Consider the following 17,247-nt stretch of genomic DNA (forward strand, 5'->3'; position numbering starts at 1 on the left):
GTCACATTCCTGTCACGATCCCGCGCATGAAATCTGCCGTCCATTACACCGTTATCGCCGCCGATCCACGCGCGCATTTATTTGCGGTGACCTGCGTGGTGGCTAAGCCCGATGCGCAGGGTCAGGTGTTCCGTTTGCCGTCATGGCTGCGCGGCAGTTATCTGGTGCGGGACTTTGCCAAGCATGTGCAGGATATGCGCGCGAGCGGTGGCGGCAAGCCGGTCGCAATCGAACGTCTCGATAAGCGCAGCTTCCGCTGTGCGCCAGTTAAAGGCGCGCTGACGCTGGAATATCGTGTCTATTCATTTGATGAGTCCGTGCGCAAGGCTTACCTCGATACGCGCCGCGGATTCTTCAACGCCAGTTCGTTGTGCTATTGCCCGGCGGGTTTGGAGCGTAGTGGCTTTGAGATTGAAGTGCAGCGGCCCGAAGACGCGCTATGCCGTGGCTGGAAGCTCGCGACGACGCTGAAAGCCAAGAAAATCAGCAAAGACGGTTTTGGCACCTACACCGCGCCGGACTATGAAGACCTGATTGATCATCCCGTTGAGATGAGCGCTTTTGAGCGCATTGATTTTGATGTCGACGGGATTGATCACGCGCTGGTGCTTTCTGGCCCGACGCAGTTCTTGGCTGAGGTTGATCGTGAACGCGTCTCACGCGACCTGACCGCGATCTGTCATGTTGAAAGACAGATGTTCAAACAGAAGCCAGAACTCGACGAGTATCTGTTTCTGACCAATGTCGTCGGCGCGGGTTACGGCGGCTTGGAACATCGCAGTTCCACGGCGCTGATTTGCTCGCGCAATGATTTGCCGCGCGCGGGTCAAACCAAGCTCGGCAAGGACTATCGCACCTTCCTGAGCTTGTGCAGCCACGAGTATTTCCATCTCTGGAACGTCAAGCGCATTACGGCGAAAAGCTTTCTGGAATCCGATCTCGGCGCCGAGGCTTACACCAAAGATTTGTGGCATTACGAAGGTGTGACCAGTTACTACGACGATCTGTTCTTGCTGCGCGCCAATATCTTTGACGCCGCGACCTATCTCGACATCGTTGCCGAAAACGCCACGCGCTTGCAGCGCACGCCGGGCCGTTTGACGCAAACACTGGACGACGCCAGCTTCGAAGCGTGGATTAAGTACTACCAGCCTGACGAGAACACGCCGAATGCGGCAGTGAGCTATTACGTCAAAGGCGGCCTCGCGGCGATGTGCTTGGATTTGACGCTGCGGCTTAAATCCAAAATCACGCTGGACGATGTATTACGCACCTTGTGGACGCGCTACGGTGCTCGCGAGATCGGCGTGCCGGAAGGCGGCTTGGAAGCAGTCGCGCAAGAACTGTCCGGGCTCAAACTCAAACCATTATTCGATCGCATGCTGCGCTCGACGGCTGAATTGCCGTTGACAGAATTACTCGCCGAGTTTGGTATTGAAGCCGTGCGGCGTGCTGCACTCAGTGATGCCGATGTCGGTGGCCGCGCCACCGGCGAAGCGCCGCGCGCGACGCTGGGCTTGAAACTCCGTGCAGGCGAGACGCGCGTTGCGCAGGTTTTGAGTGGCAGCGCGGCGGCGCAAGCCGACATATCGGTCAACGATCAATTGCTCGCCATCAATGGTCTGCGCATCACGCCTGCAAGTTGGGCTGTACAAGTTACGCAGCTCAAACCCGCCCGCGAGATCACGCTGCAATTTTTCCGTGGCGATGAACTGTTATCGCGAACCGTAAAGCCATTGCCAACGCCTGCCGAGTGTTGGACTTTGACCTTATCTAAAGTAAAAGGTGACAAGCTCAAGCGACGCAAAGCGTGGCTGGGTAAATAAAGGATGCTGGAATGATTGAACTGTTTTGCAAAGCGCTCGGGGCTTACCTCATTGGCAATCTGATGGGCGGTCAGCTCGTGGGCCGACTGCGTGGCGGCGTTGATCTGAGCAAAGTGGGCAGCGGCAATATCGGCGCCACCAATGCGCTGCGCACGCAGGGCAAAGGCTTTGCACTGGCCGTGTTGTTAATCGACATCTTTAAAGGTGTTGCAGCCGTCGTGTTTGTGCCGGCGGTGCAGTGGAGTTGGGCGGGCCCAACGGATGTGTCGACTGAGATTCAGGCCTACATCTGCGGCGTCGCGGTTGCGGTTGGTCATTGCTATCCGGTGTTCTCCGGCTTCAAGGGCGGCAAGGGCGTTGCAACTTTGGCCGGCGTGTTTGGCGCGCTGATGCCGATTGCACTGCTGTGGATGCTGGGCGGATTTATTCTGACGATCCTGCTCACGGGTTATGTGAGTTTGGCGACGCTCGTTGCCGCCGCGCTCTCCGTTATTTATGCGGCCCAACTGGGATTGGAATCTTCCGCATTTGGTTTTGCAGCTGCGATGGCCTTATTAGTGGTGTGGAAGCACCGCGAAAATATTCAACGCCTGACTAAGGGCACCGAAAGTCGTTTTGAAAAAGCGAGAGTGTTAGGTCGATGGCTGTCACGTTAAGCGAAGCAGAGCTGCTCAATCTGGTTGACGCGCTCGCAGACGGCGAGTGGCATTCCGGTGAAGATCTCGCGGCCGTCGCGGGCATCACCCGCGCGGCTTTGTCCAAGCGCATGGAAAAGCTGCGCGACTGGCAGCTCGATATCGAAACCCGTACGGGTCTCGGCTACAAACTGACCGCGCCTTTGCAGCGTCTTGATGTTGCTGCCTTGCAAGCCGCAGTGCCGGGTGTTCAGGTGCGCGTTGCGGCGGTGACCGATTCCACCAACGCACAATTGTTGGCTTCTGATGCAGAAGCAGACCCACAGGTTTTGTTCGCAGAATTCCAAACTGCTGGCCGCGGTCGTCGCGGTCGCGAATGGGTTTCACCTTTCGGCGCCAATCTCTATTTGTCTTTGGCTTGGTCATTCCCGCAGTGGCCGCCTCAGCTCACGGCATTGCCACTCGCAGTCGGCGTTGCCTGTGCACGTGCATTGCATGAAGTCGGACTCGACGCAGTCAAATTGAAGTGGCCCAACGATTTGCATGTTGATGGCCGCAAGCTCGGCGGCATTTTGATTGAACATCGCGCCGAAGCAGGCGGACCTTGTCGCGTCATCATCGGCATTGGTCTCAACGTCGCGATGACGGGTGCGCAAGCGCAGACAGTTAGTCAGCCTTGGATTGGTTTGCATGAAGCACTTACTGCACATGGCAAGCCACTGGTTTCGCGCCGCGACTTTGCTGCTGCGCTGTCCAGGCAACTCGCGCAGGCACTGAAAACTTTCGAGCAAACTGGATTTAATAACTTTGCTGCAGATTGGTCCGCGCTGGATCTGACGCGTGACCGCGAAGTCACCGTGCAAGGGCAGCAAGGTTCGTATAACGCGATTGCTCGCGGTGTTGATGAACAAGGTGCACTCGTTGTTGAAGCGCTTGGCCAGTTGCAAACGATTCACTCAGGCGAAGTCAGCCTGCGCCTCGCATGATCTTGCTGATCGACATTGGCAACAGCCGCCTGAAATGGGCGCAGTCCAATGGTCAGTCCATCAGTTCGGTGACGGCTGTTGATCATGTGGGTGATCCGGCAGCGGCGATAAAACTTCTGACAGCGACCAAAGTCGATGCGGTTTGGGTTGCGCATGTCATGGGTGCCGAGCATGAGCGGCAGATTCTGGATGCCGTACAGGCTCGCTTTGGTCTGCAGGCTCAATTTGCGCGGACTCGCGCGGAATATCTGGGCTTGACCTGCGCTTACGAAGAGCCCTCGCGCTTGGGTGTCGACCGCTGGTTGATGCTGCTCGCGGCGTGGTCGGAAGTGCGCGGCGCCTGCTGCGTCGTCAGTGCGGGCACCGCGCTGACTTTTGATGCGGTGAGCGCGGATGGCAAACATCAGGGCGGATTCATCGCGCCTGGCCTAACGCCCATGCTCAAGACCACTTTGGGCAGCACGCGCTTCGCCACCTACGACATCGGCGCGGCTTACACCGGTGATTTAGGACGAGATACCGAGGCTTGCGTGCGCCAGGGCGCGTTTCTAGCCGGGCTGGGGGCCATTGAGCAGGGTCTGCGAGCATCCGGGGCTCCGGCTCGAAAATTCATCTGTGGCGGCGATGCAGCGGCCTTTTTGCCCCATCTGGATGCCGATTGGCAGCGTCGGGATGAACTCGTCTTGCAAGGACTTCTGGCTTTAGCCCAGCAGTCTGCATAAACTGCGCGCCTCGAAAAGCAGCGCCGGCTTAGCTCAGTTGGTAGAGCACCCGCCTTGTAAGCGGAAGGTCGTCAGTTCGATTCTGACAGCCGGCACCATTTGATCGATCAATGAAGTTCACTAAAGTACTATAAGCCAGCGTAATTGCTGGTTTTTTTATGCCTGAAGGTTCGCTAAGGTTCATTCTGGTTCTTTGACATACCCTCACTTTTGAAGGTATTTATGAGGGTATCCAGTCAGGAGTGAGGGTATCGTATGTCGTTAACCGCAGTTCAAGTAAAGAATGCTAAGCCTGGACCAAGACCCTATAAGGAGACGGACGAGCGCGGGATGTACCTTCTGGTACAAACAAGTGGCTCTAAATTGTGGCGTCTAAACTATCGCTTCGGCGGTAAATCTAAGACGTTGGCACTCGGGGCTTACCCGGACGTATCGCTCGCAGCGGCTCGGGAGAAACGAGACGAAGCGCGCAGGCTTCTTACCAGTGGAATTGACCCGAGCCAAGCCAAGCGGGCTGAAAAGGCTGCAGTGCGTACATCGACTGCTAATTCCTTTGAGGTTGTCGCTCGTGAGTGGCTGGCAAAGCAGAATCTCGCGGACTCTACTCGCACGAAAGTTCTCTGGCTTTTTGAGTCGCTAACATTTCCATGGATTGGCACCCGACCTATTAAGGATATAACGGCGCCTGAACTCCTAGCAGTACTGCGACGAGTGGAGGCTCGGGGGAAGCTGCATACAGCGCAAGGAATCAAGCAGCGATGTGGCCAGGTGTTTCGCTATGCGGTCGCCACGGGTCGTGCTGAGCGAGATCCTTCCGGGGATCTTCGTGGAGCGTTGGCCACTCCAAAGACGCGGCATCGAGCAAGTATTACGGATCCGACGAAGATCGGGCCGTTGCTTCGAGCTATTGATGGCTATCAGGGGTCGATCGTCACGGCTTGTGCTCTGAAGCTGGCTCCGCTTTTGTTCGTGCGGCCAGGCGAGCTAAGACATGCCGAATGGTCTGAATTTGATTTGGCTTCAGCGGAGTGGCGAATCCCTGCCGCTAAAATGAAAATGCGCCAGACCCACATCGTGCCGTTGTCTATGCAGGGGATAGCAGTTTTGAAGGAATTGAATCCGCTAACGGGTTCATCGCGATACGTGTTTCCAAGCATTCGTAGTCATCGCGATCCCATGAGCGAGAACACGGTTTTAGCTGCTCTTAGGCGGATGGGCTATTCCGGAGAGGAGATGAGTGGCCACGGCTTTCGCAGTATGGCGAGTACTCGCCTCCATGAAATGGGTTGGCCGCACGCCGCGATCGAACGTCAACTTGCTCATGCCGAGCGTAACAAGGTAAGTGCCGCGTACAACTACGCCGAACATTTGCCCGAAAGACGCAAGATGATGCAGGCATGGGCCGATTATCTAGATGTGCTTAGGGACAACAGAAATGTCGTCGAGGGTAATTTTGGTCGAGTTGCATAAGCGTGTGTGGAATTAAAATTACCCGGTGGCTTATAGGGGCAGCAGAGCAATTCTTGGATCAAGGCGTTACGGATTAATAAATTTTGCATTGTGAGGCAAAAGATCAGCAAAATAAGAGAAACATATCAAGAAATAATTTTTGGATTCACAGTTCATTAACTCGCTGTGCACCACCATGGATACAGAATGGTTTGTTGACATGTCTGTGGATTTGCGGCGATGATCTGTCTGTTGCTCACATTGTTATAATTATTGGACAAGTGAGATAAAGAGATCGCAAAGCAATAAATTTATAGCAATGCTTTCTCTACATATGGCAGTCGTCAATACTCGATCAGCTAAAACTATTGTGGTTGATCATTAGGTATGGGACGACTGAGCCGATGAGAATTTAGTGTGCATTTTCACGCTAATACGCTCATCCACATGCGGGGTTGGCGCATGAAATTACCCACGAATTCTGGGTTTTTCATCAGCACTTTCACTCGCCCCGAGTTTGCACGTATCACTCGTTAGAAATGACGAGTGCATAGTCACTGCAAATATTCGGATAAAGCCATGACGTGTGGTTACACGCATGCGCAAACGTTGGAGCAAAGGGAATAGTCCCTTACTGCTGCTCCTTCGTCACTTAGCCACCTGTCATGTATCGACAGTTTGAGCTGACGATAGCGCGACGATAATCCTGTATCGCCGTAACTATCGTCCATCTGAGGGAAAGGTCGGGATCACTTGTCATTGGCGCCAGCCACGACGGGTGCATAACTCTGACGCGCAGTCATTTTGATGGAAGTCCGACCCAATCGTTCTTGACCGGCGGATGGCTCAATCAACCACCAGATCAAAGTGTGGATATCGAATGCGGTCCGTTCATGGGCCGCGACTGGACCGAGCAGGATCGTTACTAGAGCGTCGGGCTACAAAGGCTTCCTGAAGGGGAGATTCTGAATGCCGTGCCATACCCACTCGTGGTCGGCGTGGCGAATTTGCCGCCTCTATTTGTGGTGCCATAGAAATTGCCATCACTGCCCAAGACCAGTGCTGACGCGGCTACGCCGTTGTTGCCATTGGTTGAGAAGGAATACAGCGTGGTGAGTACACCTGTCGGAGTAATTTTGAACACCGTGCCAGTAGAGCCACTCCCGCCGTAGGGCGTGGTTCCATAAAAATTCCCGTCATTCCCCTGGACTAGGGCAACTGTGGATCGCCCACCGTCAGCGCCGCCAGTGAACGAATACAGGGTGGTTAGCGTGCCGGATGGCGTGATCTTGAACACTGTGCCGTTGTTGTTCGTACCCCCTAGAAATGTCACGCCATAGAAATTCCCATCGCTACCTGGCACCAAGCCGGCAGAAGGGCCATTGCCATCCGTAGTACCGCCCGCGAAGGAATGCAAAGTAGTGAGCGTGCCGGCGGGAGTGATCTTGAATACCGTGCCTTTATTTGAACTGCCCGCGGTGGTCGTCGTGCCGTATAAGTTGCCGTCGACCCCTTGCACTAGCCCGTCAAAGGGCAAGCCGCCGCCTACAAGGAAGTGTTGTCCAAACACGCAGAGATGCATGCTCGAGTTAGATATATGCAGTCGAAAATTTTCAGGAAGGGCGAAGGAACGACGAACTCAAGCTGCTGCGCTAGTCACACCGCAAGCAACAGCCATTCGAGGAAAGCCGATAGTCGCTTCTCAAGAATGAACGGACACAACGTGCTGCGGACATCATAGGAACTGGCTTTGCCCCGCTAGGCGGGCTTTTTTGCAGATCGGCTCCATTAGATTGACTGCGATCTTCATCGCCCCAAACGTAAAGGCCAACGTGCGCTGCTCCAACGATATGTCGTAGCGAGCGTAGTAAATCTTGGGCGGTCCTTGATAGCACTTGCGAGCTACACCGAGCTTGCCAGCCATCGCGTGCAGTTCTTCATGAGTATCCGCCACCATGTGGCTCACACCCATGCGCCGATGAGACTCTTTCATGTCGTCAATGTAAACGCTCATTTCTTTACCCCTCAGTTGATTCGTTGAGATATGTGCGTGCCTGTCACGCAATCCATGCAACTCCATTAGGTCGGACATTTACGTGTGCTCAACTAGGCTTCAATGTCTAGTTCGGCTTGTCGATATCAAGCGTCTCATGTACTTTTTCAAACTCAGTGCGTTGGCGTACGTATCTAGGTATAACGAGCGAATTGCTCACAAATGTCAGCCCGCAAAGGGCTGACTAGCTACAGCCAATAAGAGCTTTCAGCTCCGACGGATCTGAAAGGTAGCGAGCCATGCTTTGCCAAGACACGCATGCAAGTACGCAAGCGCACAGAGCGCTTGATTCATTTGGTATATCAATGGATATCGACGGAACCGTGTCTACCGTCATTACCGTAGCGCTGGCACGCCCTCTATCGAGGAGCCTACAAATTGTCCAACCAGCCACAGAAGAATCGCTTACTGGCCTGCCTGCCGGAGGCGGAACAAGAACGCTTGTCTCCTCACCTTGAATTGGTGCAGATGCATCTCGGTCAAGTTGTGTACGAATCAGGCGTGACCCTAGAGCATGCTTACTTTCCCATCGATTGCATCGTGTCATTGTTGTATGTGATGTCGGACGGTGATTCTTCCGAGACCGCCATGGTTGGTAACGAGGGGATGGTCGGCGTCTCGCTCTTCATGGGCGGTGAAGCCACCTCGGGCCGTGCGGTGGTGCAAAGCGATGGTCAAGCTTTCCGGCTAAAGGCGATTGTGTTGAAGCAGGAATTCAAACGCTCAGACGCTTTGCAGCATCTGCTGTTGCGCTATACGCAGGCCTTACTGACGCAGATAACGCAGACACCAAACTGTGTGAGTAAAGTCATGCACCGAATTCCGGGAACAGATCGCTCGATATCTCGGAAGTGGTAGCGCTCGACGTAGAGCGGCGTCGGCCCGTCAACAAGCCCCTCGACTATCGGCTTGTGACCTAGATGCCTGCGCACTTGCAACCAAGATTTCATGCGGTCATCCATGATCAGATTTTGAAAAAAAACGGTCACTAGCTGGAAGCCTTTCAAAGCTAAGCCCAACACCATCTGCTCCCGAGTTTAACGATTAAAATGAGGAGCAAGAAATGCTGAGTCGCAAGATCATTGCCACGCCGTTGGCCGCAAGCGCCCTGCTGCTGTCTGCGCTGCTGAGCACTTCTTGTCAGCAATCTCAATCTCCCGATGTGGAAGTCGGCGACATCAAGTTTGCTGTCGCGCAGGAGTATCCCTCGTCGACTGTCACGTATAACGGAACGGCATCGCCAGGCGCTGTCGCATATCTCTATCGGGATGGACACGCCGATCAGAATGCTGACTTGGTTATCGCAAATATCGTCGGCGGGCCGGTTATTCTTTATGGGATCGGCGGTGGCAGATTTACTGCCGAGCGCACCATCATTAACAACTCTGATACCGACGCCTCGGCAGTTCAGGTCGCCGACTTCAACGCTGACGGAATTCCCGACATCGTGTCTGGCGGCTACACCACCTTGCGGATAACAGTGATGCTGGGTCGCCCAGACGGAACGTTCGGCGTGAGCGGGCAATACCCGCTTCATGGCGTATGGCCCTCTCAGTTCCAGATCGCCGATCTCAACCGTGACGGTCATCTCGACATTGCAACGTCGGCCTACGCCGGCGGCAACATCACTATTCTGCTGGGCAACGGCGACGGCACGTTTCGAGAAGCCCCTCCGGTCTCGGCAACAACCGTGGCGCTGGCCATGGTTGTCGACGATTTTAACGGTGACGACATTCCAGACATGGCAGTGACAGAAACAGTTCCGACAGTCGGCGTGTTGGATGCGTCCGGAAATTTAGTTCACGGCACTGTGCAAATACTTCTAGGCAATGGCGACGGGACGTTCCGGCGAACAGACTCCTATCCGATCGGTCTGCTGTCAGAGCTCGTCCGCTATGGCGATATCAACGAAGACGGCAAGGGAGATCTGATCATCCTTAACGCCCTAGTAACCAACGACGCCTCAATCCTGTACGGGCTAGGCGACGGTCGATTCGCGCCAGAGCAGCGAATGCTCGTTGGCGGACCCAGTTCGATCGAAATCCTAGGTGTGCGTGCCGCCGACGGATCCGAGGGCTTGCAGCTGCTCGACTTCAACGGCGACGGCCATCTCGATATGGCTGTGACCCAGATGATCTCGAGCCGTCTGGTGGTCTTTGAGGGTGACGGCCGAGGACACTTCGCGCCGGTTGGATCCTACGCTGTCGCAGGCTTCCCGGAAGATCTTATGGCCGGCGACTTCAACAACGATGGCTGCCAAGACCTAGCCGTGCCTGGCAATGTACCGCCCATTAGCCCTTCAGACGTCGGCGTAGCACGCGTGTCTGTGTTGCTCAACATCTCTGCAGGTTGCCACTAACAATTATCTGACGGATACAAATCGTCCACCACAGCAGCGCACGAAGCGTCGGATGCTCGGCTACTTCTTAAGGCGCTTAATAAATTAGTGGCAGACGATGGCTCAAGTGGAGCAGCCGTAGGAGGCCCTTAAAGACGCTGCCTCTTATGGGACGACGTAGCGACTATATAAAAATAATTGCATATACAAATATTTGTATATAAGCTGTATTCAAGTCACTATGAGTACGGCCATGTCCAAGCGCTTTCCCATCTTCGAACGACTACGCCTTCCCGCAGTAGCGTCTCCGCTATTCATCATTTCGAATCCTGATTTGGTCATTGCGCAATGCAAGGCCGGCATCGTTGGTTCATTCCCGGCGCTTAACGCACGTCCGGCGGAAGAGTTGGATCGCTGGCTGATCCGGATCAACGAAGAACTCGATCGACACAACCAAAAGAATCCTGATCGACCGGCAGCGCCATACGCAGTGAATCAGATCGTTCACCGATCAAACGATCGCCTCGAGCACGATATTGAAGCCTGCGTGCGACATCGGGTTCCAATCGTCATCACGTCATTGGGCGCTCGCACAGATCTCAACGACGCCGTACATTCCTATGGCGGCATCACTCTGCACGACGTCATCGATAACAAGTTCGCGCGCAAGGCCGTAGAAAAAGGCGCTGACGGCCTGATTGCGGTCGCCGCCGGTGCTGGTGGACATGCAGGAACAACGTCGCCCTTTGCCTTGATCCAGGAAATTCGCGAATGGTTCGACGGACCGCTGCTGCTTTCAGGATCGATTGCGACTGGCGATGCGATTTTGTCGGCTCAAGCGATGGGGGCGGATCTCGCCTACATTGGCTCTGCATTTATTGCCACCAACGAAGCCAACGCTGATCAACGCTACAAGCAGGCGATCGTCGATCACGCCGCAAGCGACATCATGTATTCAAGTCTGTTTACTGGCGTGCATGGCAATTACCTGCGCCCGTCAGTCGTCGCCGCTGGACTCGACCCGGACAATCTTCCAATGTCAGACCCTAGCAAAATGAATTTTGGCTCTGGAGGCAACACCGATGCCAAGGCTTGGAAGGACATCTGGGGTTGCGGACAAGGCATCGGCGCTGTGAAGGGAGTTGTTCCCGTTAGCGAGCTGGTCGATCGACTTGAATCCGAATATTTGTCTGCACGAACTCGTTTGCTCGCAGCGTAAGAACGCACGACATGGCACTTTCACATGCAATCTTGGTTTCATTGTTAGACGGACCGCAGTCTGGATATGACCTTGGGAAACGGTTCGACAAGACGGTGGGATATTTCTGGAAAGCCAGCTCCCAGCAAATTTATTTAGAGCTACACAAGCTAGCGGCGGCAGATGCAGTCCGCGCAGAAACGGTGGCACAGTCCGAGCGTCCCAATCGCATCGTCTACCAGATCACCGATCACGGCCGCGCGATGCTCGCAACTTGGGTCGACAAACCAACCGAACCACCGTCGGTTAAAGAAGAACTTCTGGTCAAGTTGTTTGCGCTGGGCGATGTTGATACGAATGCGCTGTTGCGAGAACTCGATCGGCGGCGCGCTTATCACATTGAGCGTCTGTCAGATTATGAAGCGGTGATGCATAAGTACTACCCCAAACCCCACAGTCTGTCCCCTCGAAAACTCGGCCGCTATCTGGGCCTAAAGATGGGCATTCAGAGTGAGCGCAACATGGTTGATTGGTGTGATGAAGCACTAACACTCATACAGAAGACATGAATCCATACATCGATCGTTAACACGACATCGTCAAATCGCGTGGTCTTCGGCGTTCGCTGATCTGCTTGCGATTCGGTTGTATTTCAATCTCACGTGGCGCATCCCTTCAGAAAGTTAAGGCGCTCACTCAAATCGCCAAGCGAGGAAGAAAGCATGATTGACTCTGATCCGTCTAAGCAGAACTCCACTGCTCCTCCAATGCCAGTACCGCGACAGATCGCTTTCGAATTTCCCGACGATCTGCAGCCGCATTGGAAGCCTTCAGATCCGGAGTTCTGCGCCATGGTCAATGGCGCTTCAATGGCTATGCCGTATCTCGAGCCATTCCTGATCAGAACCATGCGCGAGGCGATGAAACTGATTGAGGATACTGCAGTGCTCGAGAGTGGTCGTGCATTCAATATGCAGGAGCAGTATCACTATCAAACGCATCGCCGCTTCAATGAACTCCTGAAGTCCAAGCGCTATCCGGAACTAGCGCAGCTCGAGCAGTACATGCAGGAGCACTATCAACGTTTGTCCCAGCGGAGTCTGCGCGTGCGTATGGCTTATGCCGCGGGATTTGAATCGATGACGCTCGGGGTGACGCGCTGGCTGGTCGATAACCGCGTGCGATTATTCTCTGGCTCGGATACGCGTGTCGCATCATTCATCATCTGGCACTTCGTTGAAGAGTCGGAACACAAGTGCGTCGCCTACGACGTCTACCAAGCAGCATTCGGCAAAGGATTCGCTAACTACTGGGCGCGCATGATCGGTGTCTTTCATGGCTCGCTCAGCATCATGTGGTTTTCGATGCGTGGCTATAAAGCCATCCTGCAGAAAGATGGCCGATGGAATCAGCTGAGTTCGAGACTACGCTTGGCACTGCACATCGGCTCATTTATGCGCACAGTGGCCCCCTACCTGCTACGTGCGACGTTGCCTGGCCATGATCCGCGCAGCGAGCGCGATCCGCAGTGGGTTCGTGACTGGATTGACGGATATGCCACTGCGCCGTCAGGCCTGATTCCGCTGCTGGACACCACGCATCCCGTCATGCCGGTCCCATTTCCATCCTCGAGTCACGACAATTCTTCAGGGAGCATTGCGAGCACATGAACAACGAGACGAATGCCACTGTTCGACTCGTCGTATCTCAGGTGCGACAGTTGTCGGCTCTGGTCGAAGCCCCCGCAGAAGCAACTCCGGAAGATCCGCTTCTCGCCAGTCTCAACAAGCGTGAGCGTCAGATTCTGGCGCTGCTGAATTATGGATTGAGCAACGCCCAACTGGCGCAGCGGTGTTTCATTTCAGAGGGGACCGTGAAGTGGTACCTCCACAATCTCTATGGAAAGTTTGAGGTCAGGAATCGCACGTCGTTGGTCAGAGCGGTCCGTGAGAAAGGCATCGAATTCTAGATCGGTGGTGCGAGATTTCTGACCGATTGATAGGTGTTGCCCGTGCTCGGTTTTGTAACGATCCAGACATGGCTGCACTAAAGGCCGTCTGTCGTTATCGAGACTTATCGCTCAATATCGAATTGATGGATATTGCGCGCCAGTTTTCCAAAGCTACCAATAAAAATAGGAGATGGGAACATGTACAAAGAACCTTGGGTTATACATGGACGAGGCTTTTCAAATCGAATTGGTGGCAAGCTTCTGGTTCACTGTTTCATCATGATGTTTCTGGGATTTTGTGGAGGCTTTGTCTGGCTCGTTCATCTCGCTGACAATGTATTTCATATTCTGCCACTGCCTCGCATTGAGGTCTTTGTCCCTGATCAAGGGGAGCTTCTGCGCAACGCGCATGTAGGCACAATGATGAACGCCATGTATGTGATGGCAATCGTTCTACTCAGTCCCCGACTCAACTTCAGTGCGCTGCAGGCAAAGTGGGTGTACTACGCAGCAATTGCGACCCTTTGGGGAAACATGATCGGGTACTCGACCGCTGTTTATGCACCAGAACGCGGCCTGCAACCCATTGGTGACTGGCCCAACTTAGTGTCCTATGCAACGTTTTACACTGCGGTTGTCGGCGTTGTGACCTTCTCCGGCATTTGCTTGTTCAATGCGATTCGAGTCGCTCGTAATAAGTAGTGATGAGTTACGGGAATAGGTTTGTTGATTGCACTCATAAACCACACGGAACTCAATAAGACTAATAGCGCAATCTAGTCGGACGTGCCTCGAGTGGTCACTTTCAGGCCGTCATCGTTCAGGCGTGAAAGACAACCCTTGCTACGGGTTCGACCGGTCGATGCAGCAGCTTGTCGATACCGCTCGAGGGCAATTCGTTGATCATCGAGCGGCTTACTCGAATGAGATTCCAAACGTGGCCAAACATGCTTTGTGTATCTCGACTACGTGGCCCTGAGATCCTTTCTTTGCCTTGCGTTCGACTCTTTGGTGCAACGCATCTATCCAGTCAGCTGATCCAGAGGGATGATGGACTTCTGTTTTAATGCCAAACGAACGAAGCTTGAGTTCAACATCTGGGTCATTGGCCAAAATCTGCTTTATTAAGTCATCAAATGACGCTTCGACGATAGCCCAGGCGCCTACTAAATTGGGATAGACGATTGCTTCCCACTGTGTTTTCAGTAGCGCTATTGTGTCCGCGGACAGAACTTCCGCCTCGGCACTTAAAAATTCGTCAACTCGTTTCTTAGCTTGGGCGTAATTTTGCTCTCTCAAAGGCTCTCGAATAGCTTTTAATTTTGACGGCAGAGTTATGGCCAGGGTCAGAGATTTGTTCACCACTGCCCAAGCGTTAGTTAGCGCAGTGAGGTCGCGCCAAATTTTCTTAAACGGTGCCACTAGTACGGCAGTAGGGTCTTTCATTGAGCTTCGGTAAAAGTGGGCATGTAGCGTTCCTTCCTGATTTCTAGGGGCAACCCTATCGAAGAGGGCTTAACGAGTTACGTGCCAGCGTCCGATTTATGGCATCGAACAGCCTACTGATGCTTGGTCGATTCAATAGCTAGTACTTCACTTGCGTCAATTATCTTAAAGGAAATCGATTTAGGTGGAAGTGCAAGAGTGGCAACTAATAATTGGCTGCCAACAATACTCACGAGACGCACCGATTTATCTTGAGGTGTCTCTTTGACTGCCTGGCTGGGCGCTTGAAGTTAGGACATTGGACGCATCTCCAATACTTATTCTCCAGTCCGGTGATCACCAACTGGCAATGTTCGTGGTCAGCATATGGGCGACATGCGATAAGACGTACAAATATCCAGAAAGCAGTCGCTGGTAGGTGAGGCGCCACAGGCAAACCTCAGCCCTTTGCAGCCAGTCGCCACCGTCCGGTTTCCTGAACCTCGTTGCTCTTCGTGGCCATTAGCCAAATGGGTAATTGCCTTTGCGGTCTAATTCGGCAACAGTATCTGCACAATCACAAGAAATCAGCGACTTGCGAATGAACCGCCCGAGAAGAACCGCCCAATTGCGGCAATTAATTACCGCTATTAAGCGGTCCAATTGTAGTTAGGCAAGAATTAGGGGGGCTGATGAGCATGACGAATAGAAAAAATTATATGAAAGACAGTCTAAATATCGCTATCAAAACTACTTTTTTAAGTTTTCTAGCCCTATGTTCAAGCTGCGCAACCAATCAAGAAGTGGCTGCGGAGCATTATGAGAGCTGCATAAAGACTGAGAACATTGGCTACTTGCCTAAAGGATACTGCGCCGATAGTGCCAGGAAGCTCGAAAATAGCCTTAACGAAACTGATGCGAAGCACGCTCGCATAGCAACTGAAGCTGCCGCACTCAGGAAGAAGGAGCAGGAAGATTTTGAACGATCTGATACAAATAAAATATTGAATGCGATAGGAAGTGCTGCCGTTGTCGCGGCTGGCGCTTATGATGATGCCAAAAATAGCAACTCAAGCAACGCATCTAGTAATGCATTTCAGCGACCAGATCCGCGTGGCTGCATCAAAATCACAGCCCTTGTCCACGACAAAATGTGCGGCAGCCCCAACGACATTCGTTACGAATACATCAACACTTGTAGTTACCCAGTCAATTATTATTTTTGTAGCCAGGGGCTCGACGGCAAATGGCGTTGTGATGTGTCGGGCAGTGGCAACACCCGACCAAATGGTAAAGGAATGCTGTCAGGGTGCAATTTGACAGAACGCTATGCGGCAGGTTCTTGCAAGGGGCCTTGCAACCTCTGCGGCACGCACGACCTACACTCGGCCTACGCAGAACGATGCGGCGAGGACTATCTGAACAAACCAGAGTAGGGGCGCAATAGCCCATGATGGTAATGCCCAACAAGGCGCTGCAAGGGAAAAACCCGCCTCCACGTTGCTCAAGCTCTGAGGTTTTAGTCACGGGCAGGTTTTCCCCTGAGCTTGGGCGTTGGGTGTATCGACAGCATGGCTGACGCGAACCGCGAGTCCAACGCGGTCTTGCTCGGAATTGGAGCAGGCTTCACCACCGCGATGATCAGTAATTGGCACAGTTCATGATCAACCTACTGCAACGCAAAACACGATGTGATCGTGGAGAAAGCGGTCATTGAAAAGTGTATCTCCGTCGGCTCCACTCAGCCCCAAGCGGACTGCAGTGAACGTCAGCTTTCGGATTTTCTGTTTATGAGTCGACCGACTCTATATCTCGCCTTTGAGCAAGCGCATAGCTTCGTGGCGACTGATTGAACGTCCTCGGAAAACATAAGCAGTGTCTTATTCAGGGGACAGAGTGAAATGCATCACACCGTCGCTGCTCGCAGAGCCACCTTCCCTCTCGACGTCGGCTCCGCACGAAGTCCTCAACTCGTGCTCACTACCTGCTTCCAGAAAACCGCTGCTCTGGCCAGTCTGACTCCGACCTTCTAAGGTAGTGTGCACCATCTCAAAAATATTTCTCACACCTCCAGTGAAAAATGCATCGGTGAACGGGGAGCTATTGCTCACGCTTGATTCGACGCTAAATTTGTATCTGACCCTACGTTCACCTTCGATTTTGAAACGGATGATGTTGGTGCTCGAGGCGTCTATAAAATAATTATCAATATCACTCTCTCCGCTTACGCCCGTGCCATTCCCAGAAGACTTGCAGCGCAACACGATCTCGCTTGTCGTCTCGGTTAACGCACTAATTACATATCCACCGTCAATCTCAGCACTCGCATTTATTTCATCTTTACTTGCCCTCGCAGCTAGGGCGATTTGATCCGTGTCTGGTATTCCAGTCGTCTCAAAGTAATCTCGTCTACCGCCACGCAGTTGCGCGGACTCGGAGGCATCGCAGAACCCGCGGCAGATCCCCGCTTGCGCGATACCGTCAACGAAAACACTAGTCACCCGCAGCGATGCCAACCCTGTGGCGGGCGCTCTGGCGGCGTCGAGTTCGAGCGAGAGCACATTGGCCGGCAGTAGCGAGGTCACCGCAAAAGCAGTGAACTCGCTGGCCCGGCCTTCATCGGGTGCGATAAAGGTGAAGTTAAAGGTGGTCTGTTCACCGCTC

At 53.5% G+C, this 17,247-nt stretch carries 16 protein-coding genes, 1 tRNA gene and 1 pseudogene; 14 read left to right on the forward strand and 4 right to left on the reverse strand.

Going from position 1 to position 17,247, the window contains the following annotated elements:
* Window positions 1–26 precede the first annotated feature (26 nt).
* From CJD38_RS17945 to CJD38_RS17970, 6 genes are all read left to right on the forward strand, one after another.
* Window positions 27–1,826 (forward strand): M61 family metallopeptidase, encoded by a 1,800-nt coding sequence (locus CJD38_RS17945; RefSeq protein ID WP_107941813.1) that lies wholly within the window; start codon window positions 27–29, stop codon window positions 1,824–1,826.
* 11 nt (window positions 1,827–1,837) lie between these two features.
* Window positions 1,838–2,482 (forward strand): glycerol-3-phosphate 1-O-acyltransferase PlsY, encoded by a 645-nt coding sequence (gene plsY, locus CJD38_RS17950; RefSeq protein ID WP_107941815.1) that lies wholly within the window; start codon window positions 1,838–1,840, stop codon window positions 2,480–2,482.
* A complete protein-coding gene (gene birA / locus CJD38_RS17955) occupies window positions 2,467–3,447 on the forward strand; it encodes a bifunctional biotin--[acetyl-CoA-carboxylase] ligase/biotin operon repressor BirA (protein WP_107941817.1) in 981 nt (326 codons plus the stop codon). The genes plsY and birA overlap by 16 nt, the downstream gene beginning before the upstream one ends.
* A complete protein-coding gene (locus CJD38_RS17960; protein ID WP_107941819.1) occupies window positions 3,444–4,169 on the forward strand; it encodes a type III pantothenate kinase in 726 nt (241 codons plus the stop codon). Before birA ends, CJD38_RS17960 begins: the two co-directional genes overlap by 4 nt.
* Window positions 4,170–4,191: 22 nt before the next feature.
* Window positions 4,192–4,267: transfer RNA gene (locus CJD38_RS17965), tRNA-Thr, on the forward strand.
* A 157-nt stretch (window positions 4,268–4,424) separates the two neighbouring features.
* Window positions 4,425–5,639 carry a tyrosine-type recombinase/integrase gene (locus tag CJD38_RS17970; RefSeq protein WP_107941821.1) on the forward strand — a complete coding sequence of 405 codons (1,215 nt, stop codon included), beginning with the start codon at window positions 4,425–4,427 and terminating at the stop codon, window positions 5,637–5,639.
* Between the two features lie 904 nt (window positions 5,640–6,543).
* Here the strand turns inward: CJD38_RS17970 and CJD38_RS17975 are convergent.
* Both CJD38_RS17975 and CJD38_RS17980 read right to left on the reverse strand, forming a co-directional pair.
* The gene (locus tag CJD38_RS17975) at window positions 6,544–7,188 is read right to left on the reverse strand and encodes a choice-of-anchor tandem repeat GloVer-containing protein (RefSeq protein ID WP_161554290.1); all 645 of its coding nucleotides are present in this window, start codon (window positions 7,186–7,188) and stop codon (window positions 6,544–6,546) included.
* Between the two features lie 165 nt (window positions 7,189–7,353).
* Window positions 7,354–7,632, reverse strand: coding sequence for a DUF4031 domain-containing protein (locus tag CJD38_RS17980; RefSeq protein WP_107941845.1), 279 nt, complete (start codon window positions 7,630–7,632; stop codon window positions 7,354–7,356).
* Between the two features lie 417 nt (window positions 7,633–8,049).
* Between CJD38_RS17980 and CJD38_RS17985 the strand changes: the two are divergent.
* The 7 genes and pseudogenes from CJD38_RS17985 to CJD38_RS18015 all read left to right on the forward strand — a co-directional run.
* Window positions 8,050–8,469: pseudogene (locus CJD38_RS17985) on the forward strand (Crp/Fnr family transcriptional regulator); the annotation flags it as partial.
* 265 nt (window positions 8,470–8,734) lie between these two features.
* Window positions 8,735–10,030 (forward strand): FG-GAP repeat domain-containing protein, encoded by a 1,296-nt coding sequence (locus tag CJD38_RS17990; RefSeq protein WP_107941827.1) that lies wholly within the window; start codon window positions 8,735–8,737, stop codon window positions 10,028–10,030.
* 232 nt (window positions 10,031–10,262) lie between these two features.
* The gene (locus CJD38_RS17995) at window positions 10,263–11,228 is read left to right on the forward strand and encodes an NAD(P)H-dependent flavin oxidoreductase (protein ID WP_206363071.1); all 966 of its coding nucleotides are present in this window, start codon (window positions 10,263–10,265) and stop codon (window positions 11,226–11,228) included.
* 11 nt (window positions 11,229–11,239) lie between these two features.
* A complete protein-coding gene (locus tag CJD38_RS18000) occupies window positions 11,240–11,776 on the forward strand; it encodes a PadR family transcriptional regulator (protein ID WP_107941832.1) in 537 nt (178 codons plus the stop codon).
* Window positions 11,777–11,929: 153 nt separating this feature from the next.
* Window positions 11,930–12,877, forward strand: a complete 948-nt coding sequence (locus CJD38_RS18005; RefSeq protein WP_107941834.1) for a metal-dependent hydrolase — start codon at window positions 11,930–11,932, stop codon at window positions 12,875–12,877.
* Window positions 12,874–13,176 (forward strand): response regulator transcription factor, encoded by a 303-nt coding sequence (locus tag CJD38_RS18010; RefSeq protein ID WP_107941835.1) that lies wholly within the window; start codon window positions 12,874–12,876, stop codon window positions 13,174–13,176. Before CJD38_RS18005 ends, CJD38_RS18010 begins: the two co-directional genes overlap by 4 nt.
* A gap of 180 nt (window positions 13,177–13,356) precedes the next feature.
* Window positions 13,357–13,860, forward strand: a complete 504-nt coding sequence (locus CJD38_RS18015; protein WP_107941838.1) for a styrene oxide isomerase — start codon at window positions 13,357–13,359, stop codon at window positions 13,858–13,860.
* Window positions 13,861–14,073: 213 nt separating this feature from the next.
* Here CJD38_RS18015 and CJD38_RS18020 read toward each other — a convergent pair whose 3' ends face one another.
* Entirely contained in the window at window positions 14,074–14,604 is a 531-nt protein-coding gene (locus tag CJD38_RS18020) for a hypothetical protein (RefSeq protein WP_107941840.1), read from the reverse strand.
* Between the two features lie 671 nt (window positions 14,605–15,275).
* Here CJD38_RS18020 and CJD38_RS18025 point away from each other — a divergent pair.
* Complete coding sequence (locus CJD38_RS18025) at window positions 15,276–16,019, forward strand: hypothetical protein (protein ID WP_146166021.1); 744 nt, start codon at window positions 15,276–15,278, stop codon at window positions 16,017–16,019.
* Between the two features lie 444 nt (window positions 16,020–16,463).
* On the opposite strand, the gene CJD38_RS18485 is transcribed toward CJD38_RS18025, so the two are convergent.
* A partial coding sequence (locus CJD38_RS18485) for a hypothetical protein (RefSeq protein WP_161554291.1) occupies window positions 16,464–17,247 on the reverse strand: 784 nt, incomplete at its 5' end.

It is taken from the genome of Stenotrophobium rhamnosiphilum, assembly GCF_003052265.1.
Classification (GTDB): Bacteria; Pseudomonadota; Gammaproteobacteria; order Nevskiales; family Nevskiaceae; genus Stenotrophobium; species Stenotrophobium rhamnosiphilum.